The sequence below is a fragment of the Massilia sp. Masssp93 genome (genome assembly GCF_059491295.1).
Map to the genome: position 1 here is coordinate 4,512,990 of NZ_CP168502.1, position 18,497 is coordinate 4,531,486.

Annotated in this window: 15 protein-coding genes and 1 pseudogene; 11 read left to right on the forward strand and 5 right to left on the reverse strand. The window is 60.3% G+C overall.

Going from position 1 to position 18,497, the window contains the following annotated elements; genetic code table 11:
- Positions 1-2: 2 nt before the first annotated feature.
- The 9 genes and pseudogenes from hslO to ACEN9Q_RS18555 all read left to right on the forward strand — a co-directional run bounded on the left by hslO (position 3) and on the right by ACEN9Q_RS18555 (position 11,145).
- The gene (gene hslO, locus ACEN9Q_RS18515) at positions 3-959 is read left to right on the forward strand and encodes an Hsp33 family molecular chaperone HslO (protein ID WP_056443058.1); all 957 of its coding nucleotides are present in this window, start codon (positions 3-5) and stop codon (positions 957-959) included.
- A gap of 136 nt (positions 960-1,095) precedes the next feature.
- A complete protein-coding gene (locus ACEN9Q_RS18520) occupies positions 1,096-1,581 on the forward strand; it encodes a Dps family protein (RefSeq protein ID WP_056443061.1) in 486 nt (161 codons plus the stop codon).
- 309 nt (positions 1,582-1,890) lie between these two features.
- Positions 1,891-2,310, forward strand: a complete 420-nt coding sequence (locus ACEN9Q_RS18525) for a PAAR domain-containing protein (protein WP_056443064.1) — start codon at positions 1,891-1,893, stop codon at positions 2,308-2,310.
- 311 nt (positions 2,311-2,621) lie between these two features.
- Entirely contained in the window at positions 2,622-7,178 is a 4,557-nt protein-coding gene (locus tag ACEN9Q_RS18530; protein ID WP_495625587.1) for an RHS repeat-associated core domain-containing protein, read from the forward strand.
- Between the two features lie 1,327 nt (positions 7,179-8,505).
- Positions 8,506-8,790 (forward strand): hypothetical protein, encoded by a 285-nt coding sequence (locus ACEN9Q_RS18535; protein WP_495625588.1) that lies wholly within the window; start codon positions 8,506-8,508, stop codon positions 8,788-8,790.
- 155 nt (positions 8,791-8,945) lie between these two features.
- A pseudogene (locus ACEN9Q_RS18540) lies at positions 8,946-9,026 on the forward strand (hypothetical protein); the annotation flags it as partial.
- A gap of 91 nt (positions 9,027-9,117) precedes the next feature.
- Positions 9,118-9,540 (forward strand): tlde1 domain-containing protein, encoded by a 423-nt coding sequence (locus ACEN9Q_RS18545; protein WP_495628973.1) that lies wholly within the window; start codon positions 9,118-9,120, stop codon positions 9,538-9,540.
- Positions 9,537-10,046, forward strand: coding sequence for a hypothetical protein (locus ACEN9Q_RS18550; protein WP_495625589.1), 510 nt, complete (start codon positions 9,537-9,539; stop codon positions 10,044-10,046). The genes ACEN9Q_RS18545 and ACEN9Q_RS18550 overlap by 4 nt, the downstream gene beginning before the upstream one ends.
- Positions 10,047-10,605: 559 nt before the next feature.
- A complete protein-coding gene (locus tag ACEN9Q_RS18555; protein ID WP_495625590.1) occupies positions 10,606-11,145 on the forward strand; it encodes a hypothetical protein in 540 nt (179 codons plus the stop codon).
- 212 nt (positions 11,146-11,357) lie between these two features.
- Here ACEN9Q_RS18555 and ACEN9Q_RS18560 read toward each other — a convergent pair whose 3' ends face one another.
- From ACEN9Q_RS18560 to pyrG, 5 genes are all read right to left on the reverse strand, one after another.
- On the reverse strand, positions 11,358-11,636 hold the full coding sequence (locus ACEN9Q_RS18560; RefSeq protein ID WP_056443074.1) for a hypothetical protein: 279 nt from the start codon (positions 11,634-11,636) through the stop codon (positions 11,358-11,360).
- 4 nt (positions 11,637-11,640) lie between these two features.
- Positions 11,641-11,988 carry a cell division protein FtsB gene (ftsB, locus tag ACEN9Q_RS18565; RefSeq protein ID WP_056443077.1) on the reverse strand — a complete coding sequence of 116 codons (348 nt, stop codon included), beginning with the start codon at positions 11,986-11,988 and terminating at the stop codon, positions 11,641-11,643.
- A 68-nt stretch (positions 11,989-12,056) separates the two neighbouring features.
- Complete coding sequence (eno, locus tag ACEN9Q_RS18570; RefSeq protein ID WP_056443079.1) at positions 12,057-13,343, reverse strand: phosphopyruvate hydratase; 1,287 nt, start codon at positions 13,341-13,343, stop codon at positions 12,057-12,059.
- 238 nt (positions 13,344-13,581) lie between these two features.
- The gene (gene kdsA, locus ACEN9Q_RS18575; RefSeq protein ID WP_056443084.1) at positions 13,582-14,433 is read right to left on the reverse strand and encodes a 3-deoxy-8-phosphooctulonate synthase; all 852 of its coding nucleotides are present in this window, start codon (positions 14,431-14,433) and stop codon (positions 13,582-13,584) included.
- Entirely contained in the window at positions 14,430-16,109 is a 1,680-nt protein-coding gene (gene pyrG, locus ACEN9Q_RS18580; RefSeq protein WP_056443087.1) for a CTP synthase, read from the reverse strand. Before pyrG ends, kdsA begins: the two co-directional genes overlap by 4 nt.
- Positions 16,110-16,266: 157 nt before the next feature.
- Between pyrG and ACEN9Q_RS18585 the strand changes: the two genes are divergently transcribed.
- A complete protein-coding gene (locus ACEN9Q_RS18585; RefSeq protein WP_495625591.1) occupies positions 16,267-17,376 on the forward strand; it encodes a YjgN family protein in 1,110 nt (369 codons plus the stop codon).
- A gap of 10 nt (positions 17,377-17,386) precedes the next feature.
- Positions 17,387-18,436: a M48 family metallopeptidase gene (locus tag ACEN9Q_RS18590; RefSeq protein ID WP_056443092.1), complete on the forward strand. Its 1,050-nt coding sequence runs from the start codon at positions 17,387-17,389 to the stop codon at positions 18,434-18,436.
- Positions 18,437-18,497: the final 61 nt, after the last annotated feature.

An 18,497-nucleotide genomic window follows, 5' to 3' on the forward strand; every position in this document is an offset into this window, starting at 1 on the left:
GAATGACGACTGAAACCAGCAAGGACATCCTCCAGAAATTCATCTTCGACAATGCGGCCGTACGCGGCGAGCTCGTCGAGATTTCCAACGCGTGGCGCGAGATCCAGTCGCGCCACGCCTATCCCAAGGCGGTGCGCGCCTTGCTGGGCGAAATGGTTGCCGCGGCGGCGCTGCTGTCGGCCAACCTCAAGTTCAACGGCTCGATCGTGATGCAGATCCATGGCGACGGCCTGGTGAAGCTGCTCGTCGTCGAGTGCGACGCGAACCTGCGCCTGCGCGCCACCGCCAAGCTGCGCGACGGTGCCGAGGTGCCGGACGACGCCACCGTCGTCCAGCTGCTGAACCAGCATGGTCGCGGCCGCTTCGTGATCACGCTCGACCCGCAGGACAAGGTCCCGGGCCAGCAGCCTTACCAGGGCGTCGTGCCGCTCGTCGGCGAGGACATCGCGACCGTCATCGAAAACTACATGCTGCGCTCGGAACAGATGGACACCAAGCTGTGGCTGGCGGCCGACGAGAACGTCGCGCGCGGCCTGCTGCTGCAAAAGCTGCCGCGCAACAGCGCCGTCGAAGGCCAGGTCAAGCAGGCCAGCGAGGAAGAAGATCTGGAAACGTGGACCCGCGCCGTCATGCTGGGCCAGACGCTGAAGCAGGAAGAGTTGCTCACGGCCGACGTGGAAACCTTGCTCAAGCGCCTGTTCTGGGAAGAGACGATCCGCGTGTTCGACCCGCTGCATCCCGAGTTCCACTGCACGTGCTCGCGCGAAAAAGTCGCGAACATGCTCAAGATGCTGGGCCAGCAGGAGGTCGAGTCCGCCCTGCACGACTTGGGCGAGCTGGGCATCAACTGCGACTTCTGCGGCAAGCACTACGGCTTCGACGCCGTCGACTGCGCCCAGCTGTTCGCCAGCGACACGACGGCCGACGCCGTGGCGCCCGCGTCCAGCGTCAAGCACTGACGCAGCGCCGGTGATGGGGCATCCCATCATCGGCTTTTCCTATCAATTTGATTAGGAATATAAACAACGTCTATTGGTTAATCCTGTTAAGCTGTCGTTCATCCATGCAGCAACGACAACCTGACAGGAGAACACCATGAGCAAGATCAATATCGGCATCAGCACCGAAGACCGCGCCAACATCGCCGCGTCGCTGTCGCGCGTTTTGGCGGACAGCTACATGCTGTACCTGAAGACGCACAATTTCCACTGGAACGTGACGGGCCCGATGTTCCAGACGCTGCACATCATGTTCATGGAACAGTACACGGAATTGTGGAACGCGCTGGACAACATCGCCGAGCGCATCCGCGCCCTGGGCCATTTCGCGCCCGGCACCTATGCCCGCTTCGTGGAACTGTCGTCGATCAAGGAAGAAGCCGGCGTGCCGAACGCACAGGAAATGATCCGCCAGCTGGTCGAGGGCCAGGAAGCGCTGATCCGCACCGTGCGCGAAGCGTTCAAGATCGCCGACGACGCCAACGACCAGCCCAGCGCCGGCATGCTGAGCGACCGCATGGAAATCCACGAAAAGAATGCGTGGATGCTGCGTTCCTTCCTCGAGAACGGCCAGGCTTCCTGAACTCGCGCCCGGTACGGCCGGGCACCTCCCCTTTCATGCCGCATCGACCTGTAACCGCCGGTCGATGCGGCATCGTCTTTATTGCTGATCGGAAGTTAACCAGCGGGCCTGTCGGAATCCCCTGATTCCCGGCGAGTGCCAGTTTTGACTTGCGCTGCATCAATTGGCATAAATCAACCCCGCGCTTCAATGAGCTCCGGTGTACGAACCCGTGCACCCGTTGCCGGGAATGTGTCGCTTTTTTACAGCCTTTTGACAATCATAAGCGGCGATAGCATCCCACTCATTTGCAAACTTCTGGAGAACCGGATGAAATCAGTACGTGCCAATGATGCAGCCTCTGCCACCAACACAGCCCAGGGCGCAGCCGCGCCGCGCAAGGTCATCGCCCGCTACCCCATCGCGACGATCGGCTCGCGCACCCGCCGCGGCGGCGAAGTGGTCCTCGCATCCCAAGGCGAACCCGCGGACGATTTCCGCATCGCCTGCGTCGGCGACCGGGTGCGCTACCCGGACGGCAGCGAAAGCGTGATCGTGTCGGGTGCCGGGCATGCATCGACGTATGCGAACCGCCCCATCGCCCTCGTCGGCAGCCACATCGCGAACGGCGACCGCATCGTCGCGCGCGCGCAAAGCATCGGCGAGATCGTCGTGGTGGAGGGTGAACCGATTCCCGGCCTGCTGGAGCCGGGCTATGCGCTGCCGGCCGGCGTCGGCGCAGGCGCCTGACGCGCTCGCCGCCGGCGTGCGGCGCTGCCCAGGGCGGCATCGCACGCCGGCGGCGCGAACTGACTTGTCGGCCATCGATCTTTGTCATCGAACGCAGCGCGTGCCAGTAATCCCAGGCGCCAGAACTGACCGAATCGAGGAAGTTGCCTCTGAGCCAGGACAGACCTGCGCCAAATTTTGACGAATCATCAATTTCCGACACTTCATAAAAATAAATTTTTTACAATTAAGTTATATATATTGCAATTTCTCAAAATTCACTTTGATGTGGGAGGCTACCGTTCCGTCCGTACATTTCTCATGGAACGGCAATGGAAAATACCTCCCTGGTATACAAAGCAACTTGGCTTCTCGCGCTTGGGATGGCCGGATATGCAAGCGCGTCCGATACTGGATTGCCCGAGGGAACAATCGGTTGGTGGTACTACACGGGTACCAATGCCCCGGGCGATTACGCCGCTACGCCCGAAGAGGCATGCAGGCGCACAGCGAAAAACCACATGGGCACGACCTTGGTGGACATGCGGCCGTATAGCGCTAACAGTCTGCTGGTCCAGTGCAAATATCCGAGTTTTATCCAGGCTGGCGGTGTCGATTGGTTTGGCTTGACCTACCTGGCGTGTCAGTCGGGTTATCATGCGACCCGCGAAGGCATCTGCGTCAAACGCCAGGAACCGGCGGTGCCGCTCGCTTGCCAGTCCGGGCAAGCGGGTTTTGCGCAGGGTAATCCGGTGATCGTCTCGACTGGCGCGAAAGTCCAGCGCGAAACCGATCTGGTGGGCGGCGTGACGGAATCGCTAGCCGTCACGCGCACTTACCGGATATTCAATGACGCTTCGACGGCATCATCGGGAGGCGCAACCTGGTTCTTCTGGTTCGACCGCGCTTTCAGCATCACACGGCGCTCGGCGACTAATGCCCGGCCTCTGACGATCGAAGGCAGCCTGGGCGACGGAACGGATTTCAAATTCGACTGGAACGCCGTTGCCGGCAAATATAAATCGTCTCGAGACCAAGCGGCGACGCTGGAGGCCCTCGATGCGTCGTATGAGGATTGGCTGCTGATCCAGGATGGACGGGCCGAGCACTACAAGAGAATCGCCTCGGGGACAAATGACCGTTTCGTTCTGCTCAGCTCCCAGGCATGGGACGGCGCCACCCAGCATTTTACTTATGCTTCGGATAGCCTGTTGCTCCAGGAAGTGCTCGACGATCAGGGCCGGAAGCTCGACGTGGACTGGGGCTCGAACGGCCAAGTCGCTTCGATCAGCGGCCCCGATGGCAAGGTTCTCTACAGTTATGACACCCCGTGGGGCGACTATCCGTCCTGGGGCACCAAAGCGCGCCTAATATCGGTCGAGTATACGGATGCGTTTGGCGTGGTTCTCGGCAGCAGGCATTACCATTACGAAGACACGCACAACCCCTTTCTGCTCACCGGAATCACCGATGAGAACGGCCAGCGATTCGCGACGTATGCATACGATGGGAATAGCCGCACCGTGTCATCGGAACATGCCGGCGGCACCTATCGCTACAGCTTCGCTTATCCGGACGACTTCACGCGGATCATTACCGATCCGCTGGGCACCCAACGCACGATCGGGCTGCAATATATCAATAATTTAGGCGTCGCCACAGGCGAAAGCCAGCCAGGCGGGGCTGGCTGCACGGCTGGATCGAACGCGATCACGCACGACCCGCAAGGGAATGTCACCAGCCGGACGGATTTCAACGGCAACATGACTTGCTATCGCTACGACGCCCGCAATCTGGAGACGAGCAGAGTCGATGGATTGCTGAACAGCGATGGCTGCCCGGCCAGCGATACTGCTGTGCAGCCCAGGAAAACGGCACGCAGGACGGCCACCCAGTGGCATCCCGATTTCCCCCTCCAGACCATTGTTGCGGAACCCAACCGCATAACGACCTATCGCTACAATGGCCAGCCTGACGCCAGCGGTATGACAGCCGCGTGCGCTCCCGAAGCCGTGCTCGCAAACGGCAAACCCGTTCCCCTATTATGTTCGGTAAGCGTTCAGGCGACGTCCGACGTGAATGGCAGTGCTGGCCTATCGGCGCTGCGCATCGGCGCCGCGCGGGTATGGGATTACATCTACGATACCAACGGCAGGATCCTGCAAGCGCGCGATCCCGCGGATGCGGAAGGGCGCCGCGCCACGACCACCTACGTCTATTATCAGGATGGCTCGGCAACACATAACGCCGGCGACCTCGCCAGCGTGACCAATGCGGCTGGAGACGTGACGCACTATTCCGAATATTCGCTTGCCGGAAAGCCCACTGTCATTCGCCTGGCCAACGGGAATACCATGCGTCTGCGCTACGGCCCGGACCAGCGGCTGTCGGGCACGGTACTCGAGGATGGGAATGGCGACGTCGAACGCCGGGAATTCGGCTATGACCTCGTCGGCAACCTGACGCGCACGACCGATCCGGATGGCGCGTCGTTCACCTACGCTTACGATGCCGCTCATCGCTTGACCGATGTGACCGACAACGCCGGCAACCACAAGCATTTCGATCTGGACGGATTCGGCAATGTGATCGGAGAGCAGGTCTACGATCCCCAGGGCACGCTGGCCTTCAAATTGTCGCGCTCTTTCGATGCGTTGAACCGCTTGCAGCGCGAGCAGCACGCCCTGCAGCAGACTGGCACGAACTTCGAATACGACCGCAACGGCAATCTCACCAAATGGACCGATCCGCTGGGACGCTACACGACCCGGCAATACGACAGTTTCAATCGCGTCGTGCGCGAACAACTGCCTACACCGATGTCGAACTCGAGCCGGCACCTGATCGACTACACCTACGATCAGCAGGGTGAACTGCTCACGCTGCGGGACCCGAAGGGTTTGACGACCCGTTATACAGTGGACGGGTTCGGCCAGCGTACCGCGCTGTCCAGTCCGGACACCGGCACCAGTTCCTATCTGTTCGACGGGGCCGGCAGACTGGCATCCCGTACAGATGCGCGTGGCGTCGTCACGCGCTACGGCTACGACCCGATCGGACGCGTAACGCGTGCCGGCGTCACTTCCCCGTCGATCAGGATCACCAGTTATCAGTACGGCGCACCGGACACTCAGGCGGCTGGGCAATTGACGGGGATGCGCGACGACTCGGGGCACACGGAATTCGCCTACGACGGTTTCGGTCGATTGATCGGCAAGACCCAGACCGTCACCGGCGCCGTCACATCGACCTTCGCCGTGCGTTACGTCTACGGAAGCGATGGCCCCGGTACCGGACACCTCGTCTCGATGACTTACCCGAGCGGTATCCGCATCGACATCGCCCATGACGACACGGGACGGCCGGCCAGCCTGGCGCTGTTGGCCCCCGGTACGACCATGTCGACGCCGCTCCTGACCGAGATCGCCTACCGCCCGATGGGTGCCGTCAGCGGCTGGACCTGGGGCAACCACACCTCGACCAGTCCGAACCGGTACGTCAGGGGATTCGATCTCGACGGGAAACTGGTCAGCTATCCGCTCGGCCATCCCGCACATCAAGGCGTGATCCGCGCCTTGCACTACGACGCCGCGGACCGCATCGCGGCCACGACGCACACCGGGAATGCGCAAGCAAGTGCATTGGATCAGACATATTCCTACGATGACCTGGACCGCCTGACCGGCTTCGATGGCATGGGAACCAGCCAGCGCTATGCGTACGACAAGAACGGCAACCGTATGCAGGTCAGCTTTGGCGCCGCCAACTATGCGTACACGCTCAGTGCGACGAGCAACCGCCTGCTCGCCACGACGGGACCGGCGCCGGCCAGGACCAATACCTTCGACGCGGCGGGCAATCTGCTTGACGATGGCGTGGTCCGCTATACGTACAACGCGAATCACCAGATCGACAGCGCGACGAGGGCCGGGATCATGACGCGCTATCTCACCAATGGCCGGGGTGAGCGCGTGTTCAAGACCTCCTCCGCCGGCACGACATATTATGTGTATGACGAACAAGGACATCTGCTTGGCGAATACGATGCACACGGCAAGCCGCTACAGGAAACCGTTTATCTCGGCGACCTGCCGGTTGCGGTCATCAAGCCGGGCGCGTCCGGCCCTGCCGTCTACTATGTCTATGCCGACCATCTGCAGGCGCCGCGCGTGCTGACCCGCGCGGCCGACAACCAGATCGCGTGGCGCTGGGACCAGGCGGATCCGTTTGGAATGATACCGCCGGATGAGAATCCGAGCGGGTTGGGCATGTTCGGCTATGACCTGAGGTTTCCGGGGCAGGTTTTTGACAGGGAAACCAATAATCACTACAACATGTTCAGAGATTATGATCCGCAAACGGGACGATACGTGCAATCCGATCCGATTGGCCTGGCGGGAGGGACGAATACATATGCATATGTCGGAGGTAACCCAATCAGTTCCGTTGATTTTAAGGGGCTCGCGAATGGCAGTGCAGCACAGATGTGGATGAAGGGTTCCGGCGTAAGTTTTGCTAAAGTTGATGATCCGTGTGTTCAAAAAATTCTGAATGACAATTACGGGGATGTTGGGGGATTTGTTGCAAACCTGGGTAATATTCAGCAATTTTTCCCAAGCGCAAATAGTGATTGGAAGAGCGCTGGTAAGGATGGTATCGAGGTTGGGGCCGAAAAGGGCCTGATGTCGAAGGTCCCGAGCTTTACAGGAAAAGCTCTTATGTCTCGTGCAATCCCGGGAAGCATCGGAGGTGGACTTGGAGCAGGATTGAGTACGTTTGGCGGAGTTGCATCAGGAGTTTTCGAGGTCGCCGGTGCGGCAATGACACCGTTCTCCAGTGTCGCGATGATGATTGCACAGGAATCTTGTGGATGCCAAGGGAAAAAATAATTTCTCAATAAATTGATTGGTAGCTGAATATGCCATTTTGGATATTGCCGATTCAGAAGCTCCCCATGTTTATTTGGGGATTTATATTCATGATCATATGTGTTTTTGAGGCTTTTGATCATCAGAGATTGTCTACTGCGCAAATTTTTTATGGATTAGGGGCTGTCGGTAGCTTCATGTTGACTTTAATTGACTTGAAGATAAGAATTGGCGAGCGCAGGAAGTTAGGTGAAAATGAGGGCAATCGAGGGAGAACGGACTCATAGTCGCCGTTCCGTTTGAATTGAGACAACGGACCCTGCGCAGCGATCGCCTGCTTCCATTGTCGGCGGCAATCCAGTGGTACGCTTCGACGCCAACGGGGAAAACTGGGGGGGGTGGTAATTGCAGCGGGCTTATACTTTACGGGGAAGGCAATTTACGAAGCCTACGAGACTTGGAACCTTGGTAAAGAAGCGGTTCACTCGGTCGAAAGCTATAGGAATACCAAAAATCATGAACAGGATCAGATTGATTTGATGATGCATCCTAAGCCCGGCGTGCGAATTGACGAATCTGCACCATCAAATAAGGTCGGCCGCAGGTCGCGGCCAGGTGCGGCATCGCCATATTCCGGAGAAATAACGTCTGATTGCAAGACAGGGAAACTCGGAAAAGCTTATGGCACAGCGAAGGTTCTAACCGGAGATCCGCGCTCTCGATGGGTACACGGAGGGGGCAGTTCTTTGCGTGACCCTTATGCTCCGCAACAAGGATGGCGGCCAACTATGGGATGCACAAGAGGACAAAACGAAGACGTCGAGAATTTATGCAGTGCAATCTGGAAATTTAGAGCGACTTATCCAGATCGAAAAATACTTTATCGTCGAGACTAAAATGAGATTGATTTTTCTGTTTATTTTTATTTTGAACCTATTCCAGTAACACCGTCAAACCCATCGTTGCCGTCACTTGGCCAAAACAACGATTGGTTTAAACCAAGTCCATATCTGCCAACATGGAGCATGAATGGGATCATTCAACCACAGGATTTTCCAAACGGCATATCTTGGCCACCAAAGAAAGCTCCGGAAAATTGTTATGTTGAAGTGCCGCCCCTAAGTTGCCTCCTCCTCAAAAGCCGGATTGTGAGACGATTTTTGATGTTTGCAAGAAGTCTGCGCAAACTTTCACAAAAGATTATTTAAGCAAATTTGTCGGCTACGGCGGATGCATTGCATCTTATCTTATTTGTCGGCTACGGCGGATGCATTGCATCTTATCTTATATGCAAAAATGTTCTCGGCGGAGGGCATGGATGAAGATAATATATCCCAGTAAAAATTTCATGAAAAACATAAAGCGAGCTTTTGATGCTCGTGACACGCTTGAGATTTCGATCCATGGTGGCTGGAGAGGAAAGATACTTGCCAAAGAGGTTGGGTTATGGCTGCCGGTGAATGAAATTGAATTGATGGAGAAAGGGCCATGGAGGGGGCCTTCAAATTGGTGCGCGATGTTTATGATTTCGCTACAAACTGCACATTATATGGCCATATCCGCTGATTATGAGTTAAAAGTCGCACTAAACGGTAGTCACGTCATTTTGAATTACACGCCTTTAGGAAAATAAGGTATGGGATTTTGGTGAAGTACAGGTCACTTGGGCTGTACTTAGCGCGCGCCGCACGTGCTCACCCGCGCAGTCAACAACCAGATCGTGTGGCGCTGGACCAGGCGGATCCGTTTGGAATGGTGCCGCCGGATGAGAATCCGAGCGGGTTGGGCATGTTCGGCTATGACCTGAGGTTTCCGGGGCAGGTTTTTGATAGGGAGACCAATAATCACTATAACTACTTTAGGGATTATGATCCGCAGACGGGGCGGTATATCGAGAGTGATCCAATTGGGCTTAATGGGGGGGCGCAATACTTATGCATACGTTGGAGGAACCCCGACCATGCTTACGGATCCTTCTGGATTAGCTTGGGTGGTGAGTCAGTCGAGCGGCCAACTCACCCATGTCCCAACAGATGGCGTCGGGCCGCCGGAACCGATTTTCGACGGCGCTTATACCGGACAGGGCATCGGAGTCAACAATTCTGCTCTCTCATTCGTTCCAAGTATAGGCCCTGTTCCAATTGGCGACTATTCAATGGGCCCCCAGCAAGACAACAGAACTGGAAGTGGACATACGCTTAAAAGCTCGATCCGCCTTACCCCGGCCGCTTCAAATTGGATGTTTGGACGAGGAGGATTCTTGATACATGGCGATAATGCAAGGTATAACCGCAGTGCATCCGAAGGATGTATCATCGTGCCGCAAAATATAAGAGATAAAATGGGACGCAGTAGCGACAAGACCCTACGGGTGGCGCCATGAGAAATAGAATTTTAGGCCTGATATTCCCGCTGGCGCTCACTTTGTTCAGCTTGGGCGTAAGCGCGAGCGAATCGATTTCGCCTCGTGGAAGGACAGTTATCCTGAATTCGATTGATGGACACAAGGTAGTGGCTGAGTTTGTCACGCATGAAGTCAACATACGTCCACCAAATACGAAGCAGCGCCTGCCTTCCGTGCCTGGATGTACCTACGCCCGGTTCCCATGTATTTTTCTCGACAGTCTGAGAATTGCGGTGGATGGAAGCCAAGTTGCCGTTCCTCTTTCTGTGTCGGCGACACTTCCAGACCTGATGACGGCAGAATTGCGAAAAAATGAGCAGAACTTTGTTTTGATTCTCAAGGGGGGCGATGCATCAGAGGGATATAAAGTAATCGTCGAATTTGACAAGTCAGGAATAAAGTCGCGCCGGCTTTACGGGCCCTTCGATCCTGACTTCGTATTAGAGGAGACCGTTTATCATCAGGAAAATGCCGCAGACAACTAATATTTAGGGCGGGCTGAGGCGCTGTTGCATAGTGTTTAATTGTCCAGCCCCGTTTGATCGTAAGCGCAGTTGATGAATAATTCTTGGAGCTTCTTCTGCCGTTCCTTGTGCGCCAAGATGGGCAGCCTTACTGCCCATACCTTTATGCATATGTCGGTGGTAACCCAATCAGTTCTGTTGATTTTAGGGGGCTCGCGAATGGCGGTGCAGCACAGATGTGGATGAAATCGCGCGGAATGGACGTTGGTGCATGGAAGCAATGCTTGGCGAACGACCCGCTGTTGCCGTATGTGGCGCCGTTTTCCTTGCTGCCGGCCGTCAACCTCAAGACACCTCGCGACTTGCGCCTCCCCGGAAGTTCGCCATGGACTAGCGTCGACCGAAGGTTCCCAGGTTTGCCAGGAGCTAATCCAAATGGCGGTGCAGTCGCCCGCGTAAGCGGTACGGTGCGGAGAATCAAGTTTGCTGGGACCTATTGAACAGCTGCAGTCGCGGTAGGAACCTTCGCGACCACGTACTCAGCGACGGCCATGGCTCGCTGCGCTTGCGAGGCCGGTCAATGATGCTCACAGCACTGGCAATCTTGTTGGCGGTTGGCTTGACCGCAGCACTCGTGTCCAACAGATTGAATCGCCACAAGATTGACGAGCTCGAATCGGCGCGAGCGCTGGCACGACAGCGCCTCCAAGCAGCGTCTTTGGGCCGCGATGTCGAAAAGGTTCTTGCGCAAAGCGGAGTCTTGCCATCCGACTTCGAAAGAGCGCGTCGCATTATTGATGTAATTCCGCGGACATTTGGCCTGGCGAACCTCGCGCCGCCAGCTGACCTGGTGCTTGGCGACGTGATGCGCGTTCATGTGCCGGGGAAAGTCGGAGTGAATGATGGTCATCCTGCAGGTGACTCTCGGCTCACGGACCCTTTCACCTACGACCTGATAGCGAATCTACTCGTCGTGACCGAAAAGAAGTTGTGGGCACAACATGCAGAGGTCGACTCGAGGTTGTCTGCTGACGAAGAGGCTCTAGGAGACCTGATTGCAGGTATGACGGTAGCTGGCTTTGTGCAGCTCTTTACCCCATTGGTAAAGGCGAAACGATAGCCAGCGCGAGGCATGATGCACTTCGACCACCAATGCGGAGCTACATCCAAAGTGCCCCCATTAGGCTTGCGGGTGGCATCGACACGTATGCATATGCAAATATCAATCGGCCAATATCGGTCGATTACCTAGGCCTGAACGGGGTGATGCCATCAACCATTGGCTGTGATGGCAATGGCAATTTGGTTGTAATCAATAATGACCATAGGTTCTTAGTTCGGCGCACCGTCCGCCGGACGGTGCAGGTCGATGACCTTCATGATCGCCAGCAGCGTGTCGAGGCCCATCTCGCCGCGATTCATCGAGGCGGCGAGCAGTTCGCGCGGCACGCCGGCCGCCGCGGCCAGGTGCGCGAGGCCCGGCGAGCGCGCCACCCGGGACAACGCTTGCGTCATGGTATCGGGATCGCCGGCCTCGAAGGCGGCGGCGAGGCAGGCGGCAACGGCCTCGAGCGTGTCGAGCGCCGGCGGGGACGGTTCTGCGGGGGTCATGGCGTCAACGCTCGCCCTTCTGCGCGCCCTTCTTGACCTTCGGCGGCGGCGGTTCCGTCATCATGACGGCCGGCTTCTCGTCCTTGCGCAGCACCTGCACGAAGATCTCGTTCGATTTGATCATGCCCAGTTCATAGCGCGCGCGTTCCTCGACGGCGCCGAGGCCATCCTTCAGGTCGTGGACTTCGGATTCGAGCTTGGCGTTGCGTGCCTTGAGCTGTTCCGTGTGGGCATGGGTTGCCGCCACCTGGGCTTCCAGGTCGGCCACGGTCAGCCAGCCGCCCTTCCCCAGCCACAGGGGATACTGGATCAGCAGCAGCAAGGCTGCCAGGGCAAGGGTGATGATGCGCATGGATGAAAACGGCTGTGCGGAATGAAAACACGGGCCCGGCGAACCGGACCCGTGTCCATACTACTCGATTACTTCAGGTTATAGAAGGCGTCGCGGCCCGGGTAGCTGGCGATGTCGCCCAGGTCTTCCTCGATGCGCAGCAGCTGGTTGTACTTGGCCATGCGGTCCGAACGCGACAGCGAGCCCGTCTTGATCTGCAGGGCGTTCATGCCGACGGCGATGTCGGCGATGGTCGAGTCCTCGGTCTCGCCCGAACGGTGCGAGATCACGGCCGTGTAGCCGGCGCGCTTGGCCATTTCGATGGCGGCGAACGTCTCGGTCAGGGTGCCGATCTGGTTGATCTTGATGAGGATCGAGTTGGCGATGCCCTTCTGGATGCCCTCTTTGAGGATCTTGGTGTTGGTGACGAACAGGTCGTCGCCCACCAGCTGGACGCGCTTGCCCAGGGCGGCGGTCAGCGTGGCCCAGCCTTCCCAGTCGCCTTCGGCCATGGCGTCCTCGATCGAGACGATCGGGTATTTGTCGCACCAGGTCGCCAGCATGTTGGTGAAGTCCTGCGCCGTCAGCTGCAGGCCGCCTTCGCCTTCCAGCACGTACTTGCCGTCCTTGTAGAACTCGCTGGCGGCGCAGTCCAGGCCGATCGCGATGTCCTGGCCGGCCACGTAGCCTGCCTGCTCGATCGCCTGCATGATCAGCTTGATGGCTTCTTCATGGTTCGCGACGGACGGGGCGAAACCGCCTTCGTCGCCGACGGCCGTGTTCAGGCCCTTGCTGTGCAGGATTTTCTTCAGCGTGTGGAACACCTCGGCGCCGTAACGCACGGCTTCCTTGAACGACGGTGCGCCGACCGGGATGATCATGAATTCCTGGATGTCCAGGTTGTTGTCGGCGTGCGCGCCGCCGTTGATGACGTTCATCATCGGCACCGGCATCTGCATCGCGCCCGAACCGCCGAAGTAGCGGTACAGCGGCAGGCCGGATTCTTCCGCGGCGGCCTTGGCGACGGCCATGGAGACGGCCAGCATCGCGTTCGCGCCCAGGCGGCTCTTGTTCTCGGTGCCGTCCAGGTCGATCAGGGTGCGGTCCAGGAATGCCTGTTCGTTGGCGTCCAGGCCCATGATGGCTTCGCTGATCTCGGTGTTGATGTTCTCGCAGGCCTGCAGCACGCCCTTGCCGAAGTAACGCTTGGGATCGCCGTCGCGCAGCTCGATGGCTTCGCGCGAACCGGTCGAGGCGCCCGACGGGACGGCGGCGCGGCCCATCACGCCGGATTCCAGCAGCACATCGCACTCGACGGTCGGATTGCCGCGCGAGTCGATGATTTCGCGGCCGATGATGTCAACGATAGCACTCATGGTAGTTCAATCTCCAGAAATTAATAAATAGCCAAAGCGCAGAACAGGTGCACCGAGCCGCATGGTGACCCTGCCGTCGTTCCCGCGCGGGCGGGAACCCAATCTGCTCGCGTTTCAATAACGCCGGCACGACCTGGATCCCGGCCTTCGCGGGGACGACGTATTTGTCGTACTTGTCGTACTGGTGAATCAGCCGAACGCGGGACCCCTTGGTACACTCGAGCCCCGCTTTCGAATATCAAGAGAAATCGGACTCGATAAATCCAGCCTTCTTGACGATGCGGTCGATATCGACCAGGGTGGTCAGCAAATCCTTCATGCGGGCGAGCGGCACGGCGTTCGGGCCGTCCGACAGCGCGCACGCCGGGTCCGGATGGGTTTCCATGAACAGGCCCGACACGCCCGCCGCGACGGCGGCGCGCGCGAGCACGGGCACGTGCTCGCGCTGGCCGCCGGACGACGTGCCCTGCCCGCCCGGCAGCTGCACGGAGTGGGTGGCGTCGAACACGATCGGGCAGTTCGATTCGCGCATGATCGCCAGCGAACGCATGTCGGACACGAGGTTGTTGTAGCCGAACGAGACGCCGCGCTCGCACGCCATGAACTGGTCGGGCAGGCCCGCCTCGGCTGCCGCCGCGCGCGCCTTGTCGATCACGTTCTTCATGTCGCCGGGGGCCAGGAACTGGCCCTTCTTGATGTTCACGGGCTTGCCGGAACGGGCGCAGGCGTTGATGAAGTCGGTCTGGCGGCACAGGAAGGCCGGGGTCTGCAGCACGTCGACGACGCTCGCCACGACCGGGATTTCTTCTTCCGTGTGCACGTCGGTCAGCACCGGCACGCCGATTTCGCGGCGCACGTCGGCCAGGATCTCCAGGCCTTTTTCCATGCCCGGACCGCGGAACGATTTGCCGGACGAACGGTTCGCCTTGTCGAACGACGATTTATAGATGAACGGGATGCCCAGCGCGCTCGTGATTTCCTTCAGCTGGCCCGCGACGTCCATGGCCATCTGGCGCGATTCGATCACGCAGGTGCCGGCAATCAGGAAGATCGGCTGGTCGAGGCCGACGTCGAATCCGCAAAGCTTCATGCCGCATCTCCTTGGACAGCCGGCGCATTGGCGGCCTGTTGATTACCGTGTTCGGCCTGGTGTGCGAGCGCCGCGCGGATGAACGACGAGAACAGCGGGTGGCCGTTGCGCGGCGTCGACTTGAACTCCGGGTGGAACTGGACGCCCATGTACCACGGGTGGCTGCTCCGCGGCAGTTCCATGATCTCGCACAGGTCTTCGTTCGGCGTGCGCGCGGCCACGACGAGGCCCGCTGCTTCGACCTTCGGCAGGTAGTAATTGTTCGCCTCGTAGCGATGGCGATGGCGCTCCGTCACGACGTTGCCGTAGATCTCGGCGGCCAGCGTGCCCGGATTCACGGCGCAGGTCTGCGCGCCCAGGCGCATGGTGCCGCCCAGGTCGGAATTGCTGTCGCGCTTCTCGACCTTGCCGTCGTGGTTCTGCCACTCGTTGATCAGGGCGACGACCGGTTGATCCGTCTCCGGATCGAATTCCGTCGAGTTGGCGTTCGGCAGGCCGGCCATGTGGCGCGCGTATTCGATCAGCGCGACCTGCATGCCCAGGCAGATGCCCAGGTAGGGAATGCCGTTCTCGCGGGCATAGCGGGCGGCCATGATCTTGCCTTCCACGCCGCGCTTGCCGAAGCCGCCCGGCACGAGGATCGCGTCGTACTTGGCCAGGCTGGCGCAGCCGGTCGACTCGATTTCTTCCGAGTCGATGTACTCGATGTTGACGCGGCTTTCCGTGTGGATGCCGGCGTGGCGCAGCGCTTCCGTCAGCGATTTGTACGACTCGATCAGGTCGACGTACTTGCCGACCATGCCGATCGTCACTTCATGCTTCGGGTTTTCCAGCGTGTGGATCAGCTTCGTCCACATCGACAGGTCGGCCGGCGGCGCCTCGATGCCGAGGGCATCCAGGATGATGTCGTCCAGGCCCTGGTCGTGCAGCACCTGCGGCACCTTGTAGATCGTGTCGACGTCCCACACCGAGATGACGGCCTGCTCTTCCACGTTGGCGAACAGCGAGATCTTGGCGCGCTCGTCGTCCGGGATGCGGCGGTCGGCACGGCACAGCAGCGCGTTCGGCGAAATGCCGATCTCGCGCAGCTTCTGCACCGAGTGCTGGGTCGGCTTGGTTTTCAGTTCGCCGGCGGACGAGATGTACGGCACCAAGGTCAGGTGCACGAACGCGGCGCCCTTGCGGCCCTGGCGCAGCGACAGCTGGCGCGCGGCTTCCAGGAACGGCAGCGATTCGATGTCGCCGACGGTGCCGCCGATCTCGACCAGCGCCACGTCGACGCCTTCGGCGCCGCGGCGGACATAGTCCTGGATCTCGTTGGTGATGTGCGGGATCACTTGCACGGTCTTGCCGAGGTACTCGCCGCGGCGTTCCTTGCGGATCACCGATTCATAGATCTGGCCGGTCGTGAAGTTGTTCACCTTCTTCATCCGCGTGCTGATGAAGCGCTCATAGTGGCCCAGGTCCAGGTCGGTTTCGGCGCCGTCGTCGGTGACGAACACTTCGCCGTGCTGGGTGGGGCTCATCGTGCCCGGGTCCACGTTAATGTACGGGTCGAGCTTGAGCATGGTGACTTTGAGACCGCGCGATTCGAGGATCGCGGCGAGGGAGGCGGCCGCGATCCCTTTACCCAGGGAAGACACGACGCCGCCAGTGACGAATACGAATTTGGTCATTGTGCAGAAGGTGCCGAACGGCACGCGCGGGAAATAGAAATTATACCTTAAACGCGCAAATACTTCCTCATTCCATATTGGCAACATATCTTACTGACAACGGCCGGGAGTCGGGCTACACTGGACGTCTTTCTTCCATGTCAAGAAAAATCCGGCCATGCACGAGTCACCCACCTCGCCAGCGGAAACGCCGCTGCCGCTGACGTTTTCCGGCAGCGGCGCCGAATACTTCCGCATCTGGATCGTCAACCTGCTGCTGACGGTGGCCACGCTGGGCATCTACTCGGCCTGGGCCAAGACGCGCCGGCTGCGCTATTTTTACCGCAACACCCAGCTGGCCGGCGCCGCCTTCGACTTCCGCGGCGATCCGAAAGCGATCCTGCGCGGGCGCGTCCTCGCCGTGGCGCTGCTGGCCGCCTACCACTACGCGTTCGGGTTCTCGCTCAAGGCCGGCGTCGTCACGGTCGCGCTGCTGCTGGCCGGCCTGCCCTTCATGATGCGGTCCGCGCTCCGGTTCCGCCTGGCGAACACGGTGTACCGCGGGCTGCCGTTCGGCTTCGCCGGCGGCATCAAGGAAGCCTATCTCGTGTACTTGCTGCCGGTGGCGATCTTCGTGCTGCCCGGCGCGCTGGTGGCGCTGATGCCCGGGCGCCCCATCGCCGGCTCGGTGTTCCTGCTCTACCTGTGCTGGCCGCTGATGCACGGCGCCATGAAGGCCTACCAGCACAAGCACCTGATGGCCGGCGACCAGCACGCCGCGTTCGCGCTCGGCACGGCGGACCTCGCCAAGCCGTACGTGCGCGCCTTCCTCTTCGGCCTGGGCCTGCTGGTGCTCATCGGCGCGGCCTTCGCCCTGGCCGTCGTCCTCCCGCGCGGCCACGGATGGAAGAATGCCGCCGCCTTCCTGCCAGCCATCATCGGCCTCGTGATCGGCTACGTCTTCCTGCTGCTGAGCGGCCCCTACATCATGGTGCGCATGAACAACCTGGCGTGGTCCGCGACGTCGTTCCCCGGCGTGCGCATCACGTGCGCGATGCGGGTCTGGCCCTACCTGCGCCTGCAGACGGTGAACGTGCTGCTGACCCTGTTGACCTTCGGCCTGTACCGCCCGTTCGCCGTCGTACGCACGTGGAAATACCGCGTGGCGCACGTGAGCATCGAGGCGCCGGACGGCTTCGAACAGGCCGTGCTGGCGGCGCGGCGTCGGCCCGTGGCGGCGGCCGGCGACGGCGTCGCCGATTTCCTCGGCGTGGACCTGTCGTGGTAAAGGGGCAAGCATGATCGCGGCACATTTTTTCGATGGGCACAGCGCCCGCCTGCAACCGGTCGGCCTGGACGTGCGCGCCGGCCACCTGCACGTCGACGCGCCGGGGTTCGAGCGCAGTTATCCGTTGGCGGCCGTCGTGCTGGCCGAACCGTTCGACAACGCGCCGCTGATGCTGCGCCTGGCCGATGCGACGTGCGAAGTGCCGTGCGGTCCGGATCGCCAGGCGCTGCTGGCCGCGCTCGGCTACCGCAGGAGCGGCGTGGAACGCTGGCAGGCGCGCTGGCCGGCCGTCCTGCTCGCGCTCGTCCTGCTGCTGGCGCTGCTCGGCGCCGGCTTCGTCTGGGGCGTGCCGGCCGCGGCGGACTACATCGGCGCACGCCTGCCGGCTTCGGTCGACACGACCCTCGGCCGGACCGCGCTCGCAGGCATGGAAGCGCAGCACATGCTGGCGCCGTCGCGCCTGTCCGACGACCGCATCGCCGCCGTCAAGGCCCTGCTGCCGCGCGCCCTGCCCGCGCACCCGCGCGTGCCCGTGCGCCTGCTCGTGCGCGCGTCCGATATGCTGGGCGCCAACGCGCTCGCGCTGCCGGACGGCACGATCATCGTCACGGACGGGATGGTGCGCCTCGTGCTGGACAAGGACAATGCACTCGACGACACCGGCAAGGCCCGGCTGCTGGGCGTGATCGGCCACGAAGTCGGCCACATCGAACGGCGCCACGCCACCCGCGCCATGACGGGATCGTCGCTGACGGCGGCCGTGTCGGCCGCCCTGTTCGGCGACTTCAGCGCCGTCGCCGCCGGCGTGCCCGCCGTGCTGACGCAGATGCAATACTCGCGCGCGATGGAACTGGAGGCGGATGCGTACGCGGTCACCGTCCTGCGCCGCAACGGCCTGGCGCCGGACTGTCTCGCGGACGCCCTGCGGGCGCTGGAGCGCCAGCAGCCGGGGCAGGACAAGCTCCCGCGCTGGCTGAAGCGGCCGATGACCTATCTGTCGACGCACCCCGCCACCGCCGAGCGCATCGCCCGCCTGCAGGCGGCCGAAGCCCGTCCCTAACGCCTGTTGTCACTCTCGCCACTGCGCCATATCACGCCTGCCGCACATTCTTAATTGTGAT